General features: G+C 68.4%; 17 protein-coding genes and 2 pseudogenes. 6 read left to right on the top strand and 13 right to left on the bottom strand.

The features are described from left to right. Window positions 1–127: 127 nt before the first annotated feature. From VFR64_07730 to VFR64_07690, 9 genes and pseudogenes are all read right to left on the bottom strand, one after another. Window positions 128–445, bottom strand: a complete 318-nt coding sequence (locus VFR64_07730) for a hypothetical protein (GenBank protein HET9489626.1) — start codon at window positions 443–445, stop codon at window positions 128–130. A 7-nt stretch (window positions 446–452) separates the two neighbouring features. Further along, window positions 453–857: a hypothetical protein gene (locus VFR64_07725; GenBank protein ID HET9489625.1), complete on the bottom strand. Its 405-nt coding sequence runs from the start codon at window positions 855–857 to the stop codon at window positions 453–455. Next, window positions 854–3,478, bottom strand: coding sequence for an ATP-dependent chaperone ClpB (gene clpB, locus VFR64_07720; protein HET9489624.1), 2,625 nt, complete (start codon window positions 3,476–3,478; stop codon window positions 854–856). The genes VFR64_07725 and clpB overlap by 4 nt, the downstream gene beginning before the upstream one ends. Window positions 3,479–3,502: 24 nt before the next feature. Beyond that, window positions 3,503–3,631, bottom strand: a pseudogene (locus VFR64_07715) (hypothetical protein). A 116-nt stretch (window positions 3,632–3,747) separates the two neighbouring features. After that, window positions 3,748–4,530 (bottom strand): Hsp70 family protein, encoded by a 783-nt coding sequence (locus tag VFR64_07710; GenBank protein HET9489623.1) that lies wholly within the window; start codon window positions 4,528–4,530, stop codon window positions 3,748–3,750. Between the two features lie 137 nt (window positions 4,531–4,667). Next, complete coding sequence (locus tag VFR64_07705; protein HET9489622.1) at window positions 4,668–4,865, bottom strand: ArsR family transcriptional regulator; 198 nt, start codon at window positions 4,863–4,865, stop codon at window positions 4,668–4,670. A gap of 166 nt (window positions 4,866–5,031) precedes the next feature. Further along, on the bottom strand, window positions 5,032–5,478 hold the full coding sequence (gene trxA / locus VFR64_07700; protein ID HET9489621.1) for a thioredoxin: 447 nt from the start codon (window positions 5,476–5,478) through the stop codon (window positions 5,032–5,034). Between the two features lie 23 nt (window positions 5,479–5,501). After that, window positions 5,502–5,663, bottom strand: a complete 162-nt coding sequence (locus tag VFR64_07695; GenBank protein HET9489620.1) for a hypothetical protein — start codon at window positions 5,661–5,663, stop codon at window positions 5,502–5,504. Beyond that, window positions 5,663–5,914 carry a DUF1931 family protein gene (locus VFR64_07690; GenBank protein ID HET9489619.1) on the bottom strand — a complete coding sequence of 84 codons (252 nt, stop codon included), beginning with the start codon at window positions 5,912–5,914 and terminating at the stop codon, window positions 5,663–5,665. Before VFR64_07690 ends, VFR64_07695 begins: the two co-directional genes overlap by 1 nt. A 22-nt stretch (window positions 5,915–5,936) precedes the next feature. Here VFR64_07690 and VFR64_07685 point away from each other — a divergent pair, with 22 nt between their 5' ends. After that, complete coding sequence (locus VFR64_07685) at window positions 5,937–6,524, top strand: helix-turn-helix transcriptional regulator (GenBank protein HET9489618.1); 588 nt, start codon at window positions 5,937–5,939, stop codon at window positions 6,522–6,524. 24 nt (window positions 6,525–6,548) lie between these two features. Here VFR64_07685 and VFR64_07680 read toward each other — a convergent pair. The 4 genes and pseudogenes from VFR64_07680 to egtB form a co-directional block, all read right to left on the bottom strand. Next, a pseudogene (locus VFR64_07680) lies at window positions 6,549–6,806 on the bottom strand (HAD hydrolase-like protein). A gap of 8 nt (window positions 6,807–6,814) precedes the next feature. Continuing rightward, window positions 6,815–7,585 (bottom strand): hypothetical protein, encoded by a 771-nt coding sequence (locus tag VFR64_07675; GenBank protein ID HET9489617.1) that lies wholly within the window; start codon window positions 7,583–7,585, stop codon window positions 6,815–6,817. A gap of 8 nt (window positions 7,586–7,593) precedes the next feature. Beyond that, complete coding sequence (gene egtD / locus VFR64_07670) at window positions 7,594–8,565, bottom strand: L-histidine N(alpha)-methyltransferase (protein ID HET9489616.1); 972 nt, start codon at window positions 8,563–8,565, stop codon at window positions 7,594–7,596. 5 nt (window positions 8,566–8,570) lie between these two features. Further along, complete coding sequence (gene egtB, locus VFR64_07665) at window positions 8,571–9,803, bottom strand: ergothioneine biosynthesis protein EgtB (protein HET9489615.1); 1,233 nt, start codon at window positions 9,801–9,803, stop codon at window positions 8,571–8,573. Window positions 9,804–9,985: 182 nt separating this feature from the next. Between egtB and VFR64_07660 the strand changes: the two genes are divergently transcribed. From VFR64_07660 to VFR64_07640, 5 genes are all read left to right on the top strand, one after another. Further along, window positions 9,986–11,311 carry a twin-arginine translocation signal domain-containing protein gene (locus VFR64_07660; protein ID HET9489614.1) on the top strand — a complete coding sequence of 442 codons (1,326 nt, stop codon included), beginning with the start codon at window positions 9,986–9,988 and terminating at the stop codon, window positions 11,309–11,311. An 18-nt stretch (window positions 11,312–11,329) separates the two neighbouring features. Then, complete coding sequence (locus VFR64_07655) at window positions 11,330–12,361, top strand: ATP-binding cassette domain-containing protein (GenBank protein HET9489613.1); 1,032 nt, start codon at window positions 11,330–11,332, stop codon at window positions 12,359–12,361. 59 nt (window positions 12,362–12,420) lie between these two features. Continuing rightward, the gene (locus tag VFR64_07650; protein HET9489612.1) at window positions 12,421–13,302 is read left to right on the top strand and encodes a sugar ABC transporter permease; all 882 of its coding nucleotides are present in this window, start codon (window positions 12,421–12,423) and stop codon (window positions 13,300–13,302) included. Between the two features lies 1 nt (window position 13,303). Then, entirely contained in the window at window positions 13,304–14,155 is an 852-nt protein-coding gene (locus VFR64_07645; GenBank protein ID HET9489611.1) for a carbohydrate ABC transporter permease, read from the top strand. A gap of 184 nt (window positions 14,156–14,339) precedes the next feature. Then, window positions 14,340–15,407, top strand: a complete 1,068-nt coding sequence (locus tag VFR64_07640; protein HET9489610.1) for an acyl-CoA desaturase — start codon at window positions 14,340–14,342, stop codon at window positions 15,405–15,407. The last annotated feature ends 285 nt before the right edge of the window (window positions 15,408–15,692 follow it).

Here is a 15,692-nt window from a genome sequence, read left to right as displayed (position 1 = left end):
GACCTGAACGGGGACGGCAATGCGCTGGACGACATCCTCCGGATGGCCGGCAAGATCATGCGTTGAATCACGGCGGCAGAGCCGATGGAGGGAACGGGCCAGCCGTTCGGGGCGGGCCGCCCCCCGGCTAGGGCGATCGGCGAATCGGGACGGTCCTCATGAACTCGGCCACCAGCGGGTCGGCATAGGAGCCGAAGGCGTCGGTGAGCGTCCCCCGGATTCCGCTCCCCGTCTCGATCCCGTACACGATCGCCATATCGTCCGGGTCCGAGACGCCCTCGAAGCGATGATACTCAGCGACCACGACGCGCTCAGGGGGGAATGTGTCGCCCTTCCCCAGGGCCCGCAGGCGACCGTTCACCACCTTGAAGTGCTCGGTGAAGCCCCGCCGGTCCAGGTCGTCCATCACCCCGGCCAGCGTCGTGAGCTGCGTCGGCCCTGTCATCACCGATTCAGCCATCGGCGGACCGACGGCCCTGAGGTGTCCGGTACGGCACCGGCACGTACTGCACTCCCTCGCCCTGTTCCAGAGTGAGCTCCTCGAGGACGGCGTAGGCCGTGACGGTGGCCTCGCCGAGCCAGCGCGCGGTTTCCCCGCCGTGGCCGCGCACCGCCTCCAGGGCCGAGAGGCAGACGACTTCGACCAGTTCGTCGGAAGCGCCGAGCTGCCGCACCAGCCGGCAGGCGGCCCGCACGGCCTCTTCCACCGCGTCGCGCACTTCCCGGGCCCCGAGAGGGCCTCGCTCCATGCGGCCGACGACCAGCTCGCGCACGGTCAGATGCACGGCGCGCCTCGGCGCGCCGGCGCGCAGGAGCAGGGCCAGCTCCGCCGCCACCGTCTCTTCGAAGGGCCTCACACCGCGGCTCCGACACCGGTCGCGACAACGTCCACGCGCAAGCCGTCGCCGGCCGCGTCCACACGCGCGGTGGCGCCGTCCGGCAGCTTGCCGGCCACGATCAGCCGCGCGACCGGCGTCTCCACTTCGCGCTGGATCACCCGCTTGAGCGGACGCGCCCCGAACACGGGGTCGTAGCCCACGCGGGCCAGATGTGCGCGCGCCGTTGCGGTGACCTCCAGGGTGATCCGCCGCTCGGCCAGGCGCCGCCGCAACGCCTCCACCTGGATCTCCACGATCTTCTCCAGCTCCGCCTCGGTCAGGGCGCGGAACACCACGACCTCGTCCACACGGTTGAGGAACTCCGGCCGGAAGTGACGCCGCAGCGCCTCCAGCACCTGCTCGCGCATGCGCTGGTAGCTCCGCTCGTCGGCACCGCGCAGCTCCAGGATGAGCTGGCTGCCGATGTTCGAGGTCATGATGATCACGGTGTTCTTGAAGTTCACCGTGCGGCCTTGCCCGTCGGTCAGCCGGCCATCCTCCAGGACTTGCAGCAGCGCGTTGAAGACGTCGGGGTGGGCCTTCTCGATTTCGTCGAACAACACGACGGAATAGGGCTTGCGGCGAACCGCTTCCGTGAGCTGTCCACCCTCCTCGTAGCCGACATAGCCGGGGGGAGCGCCGATAAGTCGCGCCACCGTGTGCTTCTCCATGTACTCCGACATGTCCAGGCGGATCATGCTGTCCTCGTCGTCGAACAGCGCTTCGGCCAGCGCCCGGGCCAGTTCCGTCTTCCCCACCCCGGTGGGACCGAGGAAGAGGAAGGAGCCGATGGGGCGCCGGGGGTCCTTGATACCGGCTCGGGCCCGCAGAACGGCGTCGGCCACCGCCCGCACCGCTTCGTCCTGCCCCACCACCCGGCGATGCAGCTCCTCCTCCAGGCGCAGGAGCTTCTGCATCTCCCCCTCCATCAACTTCGAGACCGGAATCCCCGTCCACCGCGAGACCACCTCGGCGATGTCCTCCTCGTCGACTTCCTCCTTGATGAGCCGCCGCCGGCCGGCAGGCTGGGCCTGTGCCTCCAGCTCTTTCAGCTCGCGCTCCAGCTGGACCATGGTGCCGTACTGGAGCTCGGCGGCGCGGGACAGGTCGCCGGCCCGCATCGCCTTTTCGATCTCGAGCTTCAGCTCCTCGACGCGCTTGCGGATCTGCCGCGGCCGCTCGATGGCCGCCTTCTCGAGCTCCCACTGTTCGCGCAGCGTCTTGGCCTGCGCCTGCAAGCTCGCCAGCTCCTTCTCCAGCTTCTCCAGGCGGGCCCGGGACGCTTCGTCATTCTCCTTGCGCAGCGCCTCGCGCTCGATCTCGAGCTGCAGGATCCGCCGGGTGATCTCGTCCAGCTCGGCCGGCATCGAGTCGATCTCCGTGCGTAGCCGGGCCGCCGCCTCGTCCACCAAATCGATGGCCTTGTCGGGCAGGAACCGGTCGGAGATGTATCGGTCGGAGAGCACGGCGGCGGCCACCAGCGCCGAATCCTTGATGCGGACGCCGTGATGGACTTCGTAGCGCTCCTTGAGCCCGCGCAGGATGGAGATGGTGTCCTCCACCGTGGGCTGGTCCACCATGACCGGCTGGAACCGGCGCTCCAGGGCCGCATCCTTCTCGATGTGCTTCTTGTACTCGTCGAGGGTCGTGGCCCCGATGCAGTGGAGCTCGCCGCGGGCCAGCATGGGCTTCAGCAAGTTGCTGGCATCCATGGCCCCCTCGGCGGCGCCGGCGCCCACGACCGTGTGCAGCTCGTCGATGAAGAGAATGACCTCGCCCTGGGCGTCCTGGACCGCCTTGAGCACCGCCTTCAGCCTCTCCTCGAACTCCCCGCGATACTTGGCCCCGGCCACCAGCGCGCCCATGTCGAGCGCCACGATGCGCTTGTTCTTGAGCCCCTCGGGCACGTCACCGCGCACGATCCGTTGGGCCAGCCCCTCGACGATCGCCGTCTTGCCGACGCCGGGCGAACCGATCAGCACCGGGTTGTTCTTGGTACGGCGCGAGAGGATCTGGATCACGCGGCGGATTTCTTCGTCGCGGCCGATGACGGGGTCGAGCTTGCCCTGCTGGGCGAGCGCCGTGAGGTCGCGCCCGTATTTCTCCAGCGCTTCATAGGTTCCCTCGGGGGTGGGGCTCGTCACGCGTTGTCCTCCTCGTACGGCGGCCAGGGCCTCGCGCAGCTTGTCGCTGGTGAGGCCAGCCGCGCGGAAGGCGTCGGCGACGGCGCCGTCCTTGAGGGCGGCCACTGCCAGGAGCAGGTGCTCGACGCTCACGTACTCGTCCTTCATGCCCTGGGCTTCGGCTTCGGCGGCCCGCAACGTCTCATCGACGCGGGGTGAGATGAACACCTGGCCGCGCGGCGCCCCCGGCCCTGACACCCGGGGCAGCCGCGTCACCGCCTCCTGCAGCCGCTCCACGATGGCTGCAGCGTTGGCGCCGGCCTTCTCCACGACGCGCGGCGCCACGCCGCCCTCCTGGGTCAGCAGGGCCAGAGCGAGATGCTCGACGTCGATCTGAGACTGGCCGTGGCGCTGGGCCAGGGTCTGCGCTTGCCGCAGCGCGTCCTGAGCCTTCTCCGTCAGCCGATTGAGATCCATGCCGTTCTCCTTGCCGCCTCGACCTCAGCGCCGACGGCGCTGGCCAACCACTTCGGTCTCCAGGTGGTGAAGTCGTCCGAGCAGATCCACGATGGTGGCCGCCGCGTACAAGCTCACCTCGAGCTCGTCGCGCAAGCGTAGCATATGCCGAAGGCGGGCGGCCGTCTCGGCCGGTGAGCCGCGCCTATCGGCACGTGGTTATCCTCCGGCCGGCCGGCGGCAGCCGAGGTGCCTCGTTGATTTCCTTGAACCGCTCGGCGGCCTCGGCGCTAGCGGGCCTCCCGCTCGTCGGCGTCTCGGAACTCGGCGTCCACCACGTCCCCCTCGGACCCGCCGGGCGGCTGCGGGCGCTGCATGGCTCCCGTCAGGATCTGGGCCGCGCGAGTCAGCGCGTCGTGGGACCGCCGGATGCGCTCGATGTCGTCTCCCCGGAGAGCCTCTCGGGCCCCGCCCAGGGCCTGCTCGACCGTGCTGCGCTCGCTCTGAGAGAGCTTGCCACCGTGCTCCTGCAGCGCGCGCTCGCTCGAGTACACGAGCGCGTCCGCCTGGTTGCGCAGTTCGAGGTCCTGCCGGCGCCGCGCGTCTTCCTCGGCGTGGGCCTCGGCCTCCCGCACCATCCGCTCCACCTCTTGCTTGCTGAGCCCGGACGAGGCGGTGATGGTGATGCGCTGTTCCTTGCCGGTGGCTTTGTCCTGGGCCGACACGTTGAGGATGCCGTTGGCGTCGAGGTCGAATGCCACCTCGATCTGCGGCACGCCCCGGGGGGCTGGCGGAATGCCCTTCAGCCGGAACCGGCCCAACGTGCGGTTGTCGCGAGCCAGAGGCCGCTCCCCCTGCAGGACGTGGATGTCGACCACCGTGTTCTCGGGGTTCGTGATGGCCTGACGCTTGGCGACCTGGCCGACGAGAATCTCGCCCTCCTTGGTGAAGGCCACCACCGAGGGCGTCAGGCGACTGCCCTCCTGGTTGGGGATGACGACGGGGTCGCCTCCCTCCATCACCGCCACGACGGAGTTGGTGGTGCCGAGGTCGATGCCGATGACTTTGCTCATGGTGTCCTCTAGGCGGTGGCCGCCATCGGATATCCCGCCTGCTTCCAGACCTCGACGCCGCCCTTGAGCGCCTTGGCGTTCGTGAAGCCCTGGGCCCGGAACTTCGCTGCCTGACCGGCAGCCGTCGCTTCGGCCGGTCACGCGCAGTAGAAGATGAGATCCTGATCCTTGGCGACGGACGGCAGGCGGGCCTGCAACTGCGAGAGCGTGAGGCTGCCCTCGAGCTTCATGCTATTGCACTTCGCCTCCTCCGGGTACGCGCAGACCAGGAGCGCCTGTCCTGCCGCCACCCGACGGCGGGCCTCCTCGACATCGATGCGGGGAACCTCCGCCATGATGTCCTCCATCGGCTTAGTCGTCTGAGTGGGATGCTGATCTCGACGAGGTCACCCGGCGCCGGGAGCCTCCCGTCCGTCCGGAAGGCTTAGCGTCGGCCCACTCGGGTGTCCCGGGGTCCGGAATTGGTGTCCAATCGTCCCGCCCGGTCTCGGTCCCCCGCCCTCAGGCGATGAGTCGTTGCAGGCGCCGGGCGATCTCGGCTTTGGGTTGCACCCCCACGATCCGGTCGACTTCCTGTCCGCCCTTGAGGACCAGCAGGGTCGGGATGCTGCGAACGTTATAGCGAGCCGCCGTCTTCGGATTCTCATCGATATTCAGCTTCGCCACGCGCACCCGTCCGGCCAGTTCCGTTGCCAGCTCCTCGATCACTGGCTCGAGCATCCGGCAGGGCCCGCACCACGCCGCCCACAGGTCCAGGAGCACCGGGAGCGGCGAGCCCTCGACCGCCGTGGGAAACGTGGCATCGGTGACCGTCACCGGCGTGCTGGCGAGGGGCAGCGGCCCTTTGCACCGCCCGCAGACCGCTTGCCGCCCCTGCGCGATCTTGTCTCGCGGGACACGATTGGTCGCGCCACACGCCGGACAACGGATCAGCTCGGGCTCACTCATGGCTCCCCGCGGAGCGGTGTCCTCTAGAGCGTCAAATCTAGCACGCGAGCGGCCCGCTCGACCTCCCAGTGCGTCGGCCGGCCCGGGGAGCACCGGCGCAGTCGCTCCAGGCGCTCCTCGGGGCTCATGTTCTCGGGTTCCAGGAGGGCGATGACACGCGCGCTGAGGAGCAGCAGAGTGGCCATCAGGCGGGGCACCTCGGCCCGCACCAGCTCATCGACGGGGCCAGGTCGTGATGCAGGATCCGCTCTCGACCGTTGGCGATGGCCACCTCTCCGGCCCGATCGAAGAGATCCACCAGCTTGCGCTCGGCCAGAGCCGTGATCTGGGCTTCCTGCGCGTCGTCGAAGGTCAGGCCGCTGGCGCGATTGAGAAACGCCCGCACCCAACCGGATCCGTAATCCACCGCCGACTCGAGATGTTCGCGAGACTCCACCGCGGCTCCTCACCGAGGATCGATGCGCGGCGGTGTCCGCCGGTCCCGAAATGGTGCCCGATCCTCGTCCCGGCGAACAACCGGGGAAAGCGCGATGCTCGGAGGCGTGCCGGCGGGGATGGTCGCCGATCGTCCCCCGCCTCGCACGGCTGCTAACCCGGGAAGAGGCGCCCTGCACTTCTTACAACTGCTTTGCACAAACGCCTGGCGTTGCTACGCTGCGGCCCCGCGCGGAGGGGGAGTGTCATGGTCCACGTCGAGCGGCTGCTGGACGGCCTGGACGTCGTGGTCGAGCCGATGCACGTCCACGCCGGCCGCCCCGAATCGTTGCGCGACGCCCGCCGAGTCGACAGCGTTGGGGCAATCGCCGATCGAGTTTCTGAAGTCACTCCGGCTTGCTCGCGCCGCGCAGCTCCTCACCCATACCGATCTACCGGTAAAGAGCGTCGCCGCCCGGGTTGGCTATTCCAGCCGCAGCTCGTTCACTCGCGCCTTCGTCGCCCACCACAGGGCGGGGCCGACGGCCTTTCGAATCGCCGCCGCACACCCCGAGCCGCGACCGCCGATCCGCGGGACCTATATGCCTATGCCGGGTGCAGAAGTCGCGTGATGATCTGAACCGGCCGCAGAGGCCTCAGGGCACGCGAACCCCGACCTCGTCCAGATGTCGGAGCAGCTCCGCCGGGTCCTGATAGACGCGGTAGGCGCCGGCCCGCTCCAGCTCTTCTTGGCCGTACCCCCCCGAAAGCAGCCCGACGCCCAGCGCCCGGGCCCGGCGCGCGGCGAGCAAATTCCAGACGCTGTCCCCGACAACGACCGACGCCTGGATATCCACACCCAGCCGGGCCGCGGCGGCGAGAAAGAGATCGGGATCGGGCCTGGCATGCTCGACCTGGGGAGCTATCGGACGGTGAGGTCGGCCGGCGCCAGGAGCGCGTGCAGCTCCCGGCACCGGGCGATGACCTCGTCGCCGTAGCCGGCGAACCACGCGTGGATCCAGGCCGGGCGCTCGAAGAACGCCAGCGGCGGCTGCCCCGCGCGCCGGATCGCTCCCCGGAAGACCAGGCCGCTGGCGTTGATGAAGCTCACGTCCTCGTCGCGACGACCAGGGGCGACCAGGCCCACGTCGATCGGACAGAGGCGGCGGATGGCGTCCAGGCTCTCGCCGACGGCGCGCAGGCAAAAGGCGCGCGTGCGGGCCCGCGCGGCGGCGGGGAGCGCCGCGAGCACCGACCCCATGGTGAGGCCGGAATAGACCGTGTCGTCCACGACGGCGACGGAGCGACAGCCCTCGAGGTTCTCAAGCTGAGTCGCCAGCGGCGCGCCGGTGGTGCTGGCCAGCGCATAGCTGCCGCGGCCGTCCTCTTCCCGGGTCAGCCCGAGACGACGAATACGGGGAAACCAGCCGGTCCGCGCGTCGAGCTGACGGGCCACGCGCTCGCCGGCGTGTCCGATGGCCAGCGTCACGTCGAACGGCGCGTGATCGCCCCGGGCCACGAGCGCCGCCAGCTGCTCGTCGAGCGTGAGGATCCGGACGCGTCCGGCATCGCGGCCCAGGAGGGCCAGCAGCGCCTCCGCGAGGCAGACCGCCGGAGAGCCGTCGCCCAGGCGCGCGCGGACCTCGTCGATCAGGTCGTCGTGGACGTAGAGTCGGCGAGGCGTCGCCACCATGGCCGGGCTCAGCCGGGGCCGGCCAGCGCGAGGGCCACCTGGTGCCCGGGATCCGTGTACCAGTGTTCCAGCGTGAGACCGGCGTCGGCCAGCATCGCGGTCGTGGACGCGAGCGTGAACTTGTACGAGCTCTCGGTCCAGATGCTCTCGCCGGCGTCGATGTCGACCCGGAGGCCCAAGCCGGGTAGCGACACCCGGTGGGCCTGCTCGGCCACCAGGTGCATCTCGATGCGGGCCGCCGCCTGGTTGTAGAAGGCCAGGTGGCGGAACGTGGCCGGATCGAAGCCGGCCTGGAGGCGCCGGTTGACCACTCGCAGGACGTTGCGGTTGAACGCGGCCGTCACACCGCTGGCGTCCGCGTAGGCCGGCTCGAGGATGCTCAGGTCCTTGACGAGGTCGACGCCGAGCAGGAACCGGTCGCGATCGCGGAGCAGCCGGCGAATCCGGCTGAGCAGACCGTGGCGGGCTTCCGCGTCCAGGTTGCCGATCGTGCTGCCCAGAAACATCACCAGGCGCCGCCCCGGCCAGGCGGGGACCCGGTCGAGGTGGCGCTCGAAGTCACTCACCATGGCATGCACGTGCAGGAACGGGTAGGCATGGAGCAGGCGGCGGGCGCCCGCGCCGAGCGCGGAAGGATCGACGTCGAGAGGCACGTAGCGCAGCCCTTTCAGGAACTCCCGGTGCGCTGCGATCAGATGGCCGACCTTGGTCGAGCCGCCCGCGCCCAGCTCCACGATCTCGTCGGGCCCCACCCGCTGCATGACGTCAGCGGCGCTGGCCCGGAGCAACGCTTCCTCGGCCCTCGTGACGTAGTACTCCGGCAGCGCGGTGATCGCCTCGAACAGCGCCGAGCCGGTCGCATCGTAGAAGTATTTCGGGGGCAGGGATTTGAAGCGGCCGGTGAGGCCTCGGCGCACGTCGTCCGCGAACGTCCGATCGAGAGTCCGGCCATCGATGTGGCGCTCCAGCCGGTAGCGCACGGCCCTCAGGCGTCCTCGGCCAGCCGGATTCCCGAGAACTGCCAGCGGGCGCCGGGCGGGAAGAAGTTGCGGTAGCTGACCCGCATGTGCGAGCGGGGCGTGGCACAGGAGCCGCCGCGCAGCACGAGCTGATTGACCATGAACTTCCCGTTGTACTCGCCGAGCCCGCCGCTCAGCGGGCGGAACCCCGGGTAGGCCACGTGGGGGCTCTGCGTCCACTCCCAGACGTCGCCGAAGAGCTGGACGAATCGCCCCCGATCGGCCGAGGGCAGCGGCTGGTAGAACCCGGCTTCCTGGAAATGACCGTCGATCGGTCGCTCGGCCGCCGCGTGCTCCCACTCCTGCTCCGTCGGCAGGCGCCGGCCGCCCCAGCGGGCATAGGCGTCGGCCTCGTAGTAGCTCACGTGCGTCACCGGCGCCTCCGGGTCCACGGGCTCGAGCCCCGACAGGGTGTAGACCCACCAGGCGCCGTCGCGGTGATGCCAGTAGAGAGGCGCCTGCCAGCCCTGGGCCTGAGCCGTCGCCCATCCGTCCGACAGCCAGAGCTCCGGGCGTCGATACCCGTCGGCCGCCATGAACACCAGATACTCGCCGTTGGTCACCGGCCGCGACGCTAGCCGGTAGGGCCGCAGACGGACCTCGTGACGCGGCCGCTCGTTGTCGAAAGCGAAGTCGGCGCCCTCATAGCCGATGGCGACCAGGCCCCCAGGCACGTCGATGAATGCCAGGCCCGCGACGTGTCGGTCTCGGGGCAGCGGGACCGTCTGATAGGCGGGGGCGAGTGGATTGACCCCGAACATGGCCTTGAGGTCCGTGAGGATCAATTCCTGGTGCTGCTGCTCGTGATGCAGGCCCAGGGTGACCACGTCGATGAGCGCCGGGGCGGCGTCCGCGGCCTGCCGGTCTAGCAGCTCGGCCATCGCCTTGTCGACGTGGGCCCGATAGGCGTAGACCTCGGCGACGGTGGGCCGGGACAGATGTCCGCGCTCGGGCCGGGGGAACTGGGCGCCCACGGCGTTGTAGTAGGAGTTGAAGAGATACCTGTACCGGGGCTCCAGCGGCCGGTAGTCCGGCTGGAATGCCTCCAGAACGAAGGTTTCGAAGAACCACGTGGTGTGGGCCAGATGCCACTTGGCCGGACTGGCGTCCGCCATCACCTGAACCACGTAGTCCTCGACGGCGAGCGGCGCGCAGAGGCGCTCGGTCACCTCGCGTACGGTCTGGTAGCGTTGGCGCATGGGTCCGGGAACGGCAGACGCATGATCTCATGCATGCGCGGTGCCGTCATCCCCTTGACGCGGCCTCCGGCCCCGCATACCTTGGCGCATAATGGTGGGGTATCGATCGTCACATTCAGCAGGGCGCGGGCCGGCCGCCAACCTCGGCCCGCGCGGAAAGGACCTCTATGGGTGAGCAAGGCGTGGACCGCAGGAAGTTTCTGACCACGACGGCGGGGGCGGCGGCGGCCGGCCTCGGGGCCAACATCATCGTGCCCGGCCGCGCCAGCGCCCAGCGCAAGAAGTTGCGCATCTTGCAATGGGTGCACTTCGTGCCCGCCTATGACGAGTGGTTCAACAAGAAGTTCGCCGTGGAGTGGGGCCAGAAGAACGACACCGAGGTGACCGTCGACAACATCGGAATCGCCGGCGTCAACGCCCGCGGCGCGGCCGAGATCTCCGCCCAGAAGGGCCACGACCTGTTCCTCTACAACTGGCCGCCGCCCGTCGTGGAAGAGCAGACGGTGGACATGAAGGACGTCTACCAGGAGGTGGAGCGGAAGTTCGGCAAGCCCATCGAGCTCGGCCTCAAGAGCACCTACAACCCCAAGACCAAGAAGTACTACGCCTTCTCCCCTTCCTTCACTCCCGACCCTGTCAACTACCGCCAGGACCTCTTCGGGCAGGTCGGCATGGCCGGCGGCCCGCGCACCTGGGACGAGGTGCGGGTGAAGGGCGCCGAGATCAAGAAGAAGACGGGGATGCCGGTGGGCATCGGGCTGGCCAACGAGATCGACACGGCCATGGCGCTGCGGACGATCATGTACGCCCACGGCGCCCACGAGCAGGACGAGAAACACAACCTCACGCTTAACTCCAAGCAGACCCTGGAGACCATCAAGTTCGTGAAGGCGCTCTTCCAGGAGGCCATGACTCCCGAGGTCTTCACCTGGGACGCCTCGTCCAACAACCGGGCCATGATCGCGGGCAAGCTGTCGCTGGCGCTCAACGCCATCTCCATCACCCGGACGGCCGAAAAAGACGACCCCGAGATCTCCAAGAAGATCCAGCTCACCAAGGCCCTCAAGGGACCGGTTCGGGCCATCGGCCTCGAGCACGTCATGCAGTGCTACGTGATCTGGAAGTTCGCCGAGAACATCGACGGCGCCAAGAAGTTCTTGATCGACTACGTCAGCAACTTCCGCGACGCCTTCGTCGCCGGGCAGTTCTACGATTTCCCCTGCTTCGAGAAGACGGTCCCCGACATCAAGAAGCTCATCGCCAACGACCCCAAGGCCCATCCCGCCGACAAGTACAAGGTGCTGGAGGACGTGCTGTCCTGGGCCACCAACATCGGCTATCCGGGGTACGCCAACGCGGCCATCGACGAGATCTACGGCACGTGGGTGCTCAACGTCATGTTCGCCAAGGCGGCCAGCGGGGCCTCCACGCCCGAGGCGGCCCTGAGCGAAGCCGACGCCCAGTGCAAGCGCATCTACGCCAAGTGGAAGGAGAAGCGCCTCGTCTAAGGGATTGTCCCGGGTTTGATGGCAACGGTAGAGATCAGAGAAGTCCGCAAGCGCTTCGGCGAGGTCCACGCCGTCGACGGTGTGGACCTCGCGACCAAGGAAGGCGAGTTCCTCGTCCTGCTCGGACCCTCGGGCTGTGGCAAGACGACGCTATTGCGCATGATCGCCGGGCTGGAGCAGCCCACCTCGGGCGAGATCCTCATCGGCGGCCAGGTGGTCAACGACATGCCGCCACGGGCCCGGCGGATCGCCATGGTCTTTCAGTCCTACGCGCTCTATCCGCACATGACCGTCTACCGGAACATCGCCTTCCCCCTCAAGGCCCAGGGCGTGGCCGGCGCGGAGATCGAGCGGAAGGTGCAGTGGGCGGCCGGCCTCTTCGGCATCGACCGGCTGCTCCAGCGCAAGCCCCGCCAGCTCTCCGGCGGCGAGCGCCAGCGCGTGGCCCTGGCTCGCGCCGTCGTCCGCGAGCCGGCGGTGTTCCTGCTCGACGAGCCGCTGTCCAACCTGGACGCCAAGCTGCGGGCCTCGGCCCGCGACGAGCTGCAGCAGTTCCAGCGGCGCATCGGCACCACCACCATCTACGTCACCCATGACCAGATCGAGGCCATGGGCCTGGGCGATCGGATCGCCGTCATGCAAGGCGGGCGGGTGCGGCAGCTCGGCACCCCGGCGGAAGTCTACGGCGAGCCGGCCGACACCTTCGTGGCCGGGTTCCTGGGCTCGCCGCCCATGAACATCCTCACGCACCGTGACGGCCTGGTCGGCTTCCGCCCCGAGCACTTCCTGCCCAAGACCGCCCGCGACGATGGCGCCCGGCTTGCCGTGTTCCCGTTCCGGGTGACGCGCCTGGAGTACCTGGGCGCCGACCGTCTCATCTACGGGGTGCTCGAAGGCAACTTCGCCGACGCCAAGGTCATCGCCCGGTTCCCCTACACCGTCACCACGGTCGTGGAGCCTGGGCAGCGGTACGACTTCACGGTGCCGGAGCACGAGCTGAAGTTCTTCGACACCCGGACGGGGCTGCGCGCCCCCGCCCGACCGCTGTGAGCGACGCCACCGCTATCACGGGACGCCGCGCCCGGGCCGCCACGCCGGCCCGCAGCGGTATCCTGGACCGGCCCGAGTGGCTGGGGCCCCTGATGATCGCCCCGGCGGTGCTCTACATCGTCTTCGTGGTGGGCTTTCCCTTCGTGCTGGCGATCCTCTATGCCTTCAGCGACGTCACCGTGGGCAGCCGGAGCCTGGACTTCGTGGGCTTCAAGCACTTTACCGAAGTGTTGGAGACGCCCAAGTTCCAGACGGCGCTCAAGAACACGTTCGTCTTCGCCATCACCTCCCAGGTCCTGGTGATGGTGCTGGGCACGATCCTGGCCCTGGCGTTGTCGCTGAACTTCCGCGGCAAGTGGTTCGTGCGCCTGCTGCTGCTGTTGCCGTGGGTGGCGCCCATCTCGCTGGGAACCATCGGCTGGCTCTGGATCCTGGACTCCACGTACAGCGTCATCAACTGGACGCTGGAGTACCTGGGGTTCATCGGCCCCGGCGACTGGCTCATGTTCCTGGGCGTGCCTCACCTGGCCATGGGCTCGGTGATCGCCATCCACGTCTGGCGCATCCTGCCCCTGGCCGCGGTCATCTTGTTAGCCGGGCTGACCTCGATCCCCCACGACATCCACGACGCCGCCCAGGTGGACGGCGCCCGGTTCCTGCGCCACTTCTTCCAGGTCACCCTGCCCCTGATCCGGCCGATCATGCTGGTGGCCGGGCTCTTCGGGCTCGTCTTCGCCTTCACCGACATGATCGTCATCTTCGTGCTCACGCGCGGGGGGCCCTACGACACCACCCAGGTGCTGTCGACGCTGGCCTTCTTCACGGGCATCCAGGGCGGGGACCTGGCCGAGGGCGCCGCCATTGCCCTGTTCCTCTTCCCGTTGCTCCTGGCCGTGGCCATCGTGTTCTTGCGAGTCGCCCGGCGCACCGAGGTCACCTGAGATGTCGGGGCGCTACCGAGCGCAACGGGTCGCGCGGCGGGGGGGCCACCTGGGCCTCATCGCGCTGTTCACCATCTTCAGCGCCTTTCCCTTCTACTGGATGCTCATCACCACCTTCAAGCGAACGCCGGATCTGCTCAAGCGGGGCAACAACCCGTTCATCTACAACCAGCCGCCCACGATGGAGAACGTCCGGATCCTGTTCAACGACACGCTCTACACCCAGTGGCTCATCAACACGCTGCTGGTAGGGGCGCTGGTCGTGGCCATCACGCTGGTGCTGGCCCTGCCCGCCGGCTACGCCCTGGCCCGCCTCACCGGCCGGGCGGGCGAGCAGCTCGGCATCGCCATCTTCCTGACCTACCTGGTACCGCCGACCCTGCTCTTCATCCCCATGGCGCGGCTGATCGGCGACCTCGGGCTGCAGGACTCGCTCTGGTCGCTCGTGCTCGTCTACCCGTCCTTCACGGTCCCCTTCTGCACGTGGCTGCTCATGGGTTTCTTCAAGGCGATCCCCAAAGACCTGGAAGAGGCGGCCATGATCGACGGCCACAGCCGCTTCGGGGCCTTCGTGAAGGTGGTGATCCCGGTCTCCATCGCCGGCATCCTGACCGTCGTCATCTTCACGCTGACGCTGGTGATGCAGGAGTTCGTCTACGCCCTGACCTTCATCACGGCGGCGCGTAACTACACCGTGAGCGTGGGGGTCCCCACCTTCCTCGTCCACGGCGACGTGTACTTCTGGGGCTCGCTGATGGCCGGCTGCTTCATCGCCAGCGTGCCCATCGCGATCATCTACAACTTCTTCGTCGACCGCTTCATCGCCGGCTTCACGGTGGGCGCCATCAAGTAGCGCGCCGCCGTCGCATTCACCGTATCCGCGGCGCGGTTCCGCGTTCACCGGTCCCCGGTGCAAACAACCCAGGGCCCGGCCAGGAGCCGGGCGGGCCCGTGGCCCAACGGGCCAATTTTCTTGACGGCCATCGCGTGCGTTCGTGATGGTAGAGTGAATGGGAGGTGGGTCGATCACACCCCATGTGAAATTCGCGAGCGATCAGGCGTTCCACAGCGAGCTCCGGCGGCGGGTCGAGGAGTACTTCCGTACCACCGGCCGTCGACAGCGCGACTGCTGGCAGATGTACGTCAAGACGGCGATCCTCGTGGCCAGCTTCGCACTCGTGTACACCCTGCTGGTGTTCGTGGCCGATACCTGGTGGCAAGGTCTCCTGCTAGCCGTGCTGCTGGGGCTGGCGGCGGCCGGCATCGGATTCAACGTTCAGCACGACGGCGGCCATCACGCCTATTCGCGCTGGCCCTGGGTCAACAAGCTGATGGCGCTGACGCTGGAGCTGATGGGCGGTAGCTCATACGTCTGGCGGTGGAAGCACGCAGTGATCCACCACACCTACGTCAACATCACGGGTCACGACACCGACATCGATCTCGGCGTCCTCGGCCGGCTGAGCCCGCACCAGAAGCGATTCGCCTATCACCGCTGGCAGCACTTCTACCTGTGGCCGCTCTACGGATTGCTGGCCATCAAGTGGCAGCTGGTGGACGACTTCCGCAAGCTCATCACTGGCCGGATCAGCAACCAGCCGTTTCCGCGGCCCCGGGGCTGGGACCTGGTCATCTTCGTCGCCGGCAAGGTCATGTTCTTCACGCTGGCCTTCGGGATCCCGATCTGGTTCAACTCCGTGAAGTCCGTGCTCGTGTACTACGCGGTGGCCGGGGTGGTGGCGGGCATCGTGCTGAGCGTCGTGTTCCAGGCGGCGCACTGTGTCGAAGAGGCGGATTTCCCGCTGGCCCAGGCCGACGGCGGGCGCATCGCCAGCGCCTGGGCCGTCCACCAGGCGCAGACCACGGTGAACTTCGCCCGGCGCAGCCGGCTGGCCGCCTGGCTGCTGGGCGGCCTGAACTTCCAGATCGAGCACCACCTGTTCCCCCGGATCAGCCACGCTCACTACCCGGCGATCTCGCGGCTCGTGGAAGAGGTCTGCCGGGAGTTCGGGGTGAAGTACGCGGAGCACGCCTCGTTCTGGGCCGCCATGGCCTCGCACTTCCGCTGGTTGCGGCGGATGGGGATGCCCACGGCGACCGGATGAGATGACCGGCCACGGCGCCCCGCCCGGTGGCGCCATCGCCGAAAGCGATTGACAGGGCTTCCCACCGGGGCATAATCCCGCTCACCGTGACCGCCGCGACCGCTCGCGCGCCCGCCCCGTAGCTCATTGTCTCCGACCCCGCCCGCGCTGGCCCTGGCCAGCGCGTTCTGCTCGGCCCTGGCCACGATCTTCATCCAGCGGGGCCTGCAGCGCTCCAATTTCTACGCCGGCTTCTGGATCAACGTCGTCGTGGGCATGGTCGGTCTGTGGGCGATCGTGCTCCTG

The organism is Candidatus Methylomirabilota bacterium, assembly GCA_035709005.1.
In the GTDB taxonomy this organism is placed as follows: domain Bacteria; phylum Methylomirabilota; class Methylomirabilia; order Rokubacteriales; family CSP1-6; genus 40CM-4-69-5.
This window is presented reverse-complemented; position numbering and strand designations above follow the sequence as displayed.

What these genes read in the sequence shown, in the direction of transcription:
- VFR64_07730 (HET9489626.1), bottom strand. Translation starts at nt 445, where the DNA reads ATGACAGGGCCGACGCAGCTCACGACGCTGGCCGGGGTGATGGACGAC.
- clpB (HET9489624.1), bottom strand. Translation starts at nt 3,478, where the DNA reads ATGGATCTCAATCGGCTGACGGAGAAGGCTCAGGACGCGCTGCGGCAA.
- VFR64_07710 (HET9489623.1), bottom strand. Translation starts at nt 4,530, where the DNA reads ATGAGCAAAGTCATCGGCATCGACCTCGGCACCACCAACTCCGTCGTG.
- VFR64_07705 (HET9489622.1), bottom strand. Translation starts at nt 4,865, where the DNA reads ATGGCGGAGGTTCCCCGCATCGATGTCGAGGAGGCCCGCCGTCGGGTG.
- trxA (HET9489621.1), bottom strand. Translation starts at nt 5,478, where the DNA reads ATGAGTGAGCCCGAGCTGATCCGTTGTCCGGCGTGTGGCGCGACCAAT.
- VFR64_07695 (HET9489620.1), bottom strand. Translation starts at nt 5,663, where the DNA reads ATGGCCACTCTGCTGCTCCTCAGCGCGCGTGTCATCGCCCTCCTGGAA.
- VFR64_07685 (HET9489618.1), top strand. Translation starts at nt 5,937, where the DNA reads ATGCGCGGCGGTGTCCGCCGGTCCCGAAATGGTGCCCGATCCTCGTCC.
- VFR64_07675 (HET9489617.1), bottom strand. Translation starts at nt 7,585, where the DNA reads ATGGTGGCGACGCCTCGCCGACTCTACGTCCACGACGACCTGATCGAC.
- egtB (HET9489615.1), bottom strand. Translation starts at nt 9,803, where the DNA reads ATGCGCCAACGCTACCAGACCGTACGCGAGGTGACCGAGCGCCTCTGC.
- VFR64_07655 (HET9489613.1), top strand. Translation starts at nt 11,330, where the DNA reads ATGGCAACGGTAGAGATCAGAGAAGTCCGCAAGCGCTTCGGCGAGGTC.
- VFR64_07645 (HET9489611.1), top strand. Translation starts at nt 13,304, where the DNA reads ATGTCGGGGCGCTACCGAGCGCAACGGGTCGCGCGGCGGGGGGGCCAC.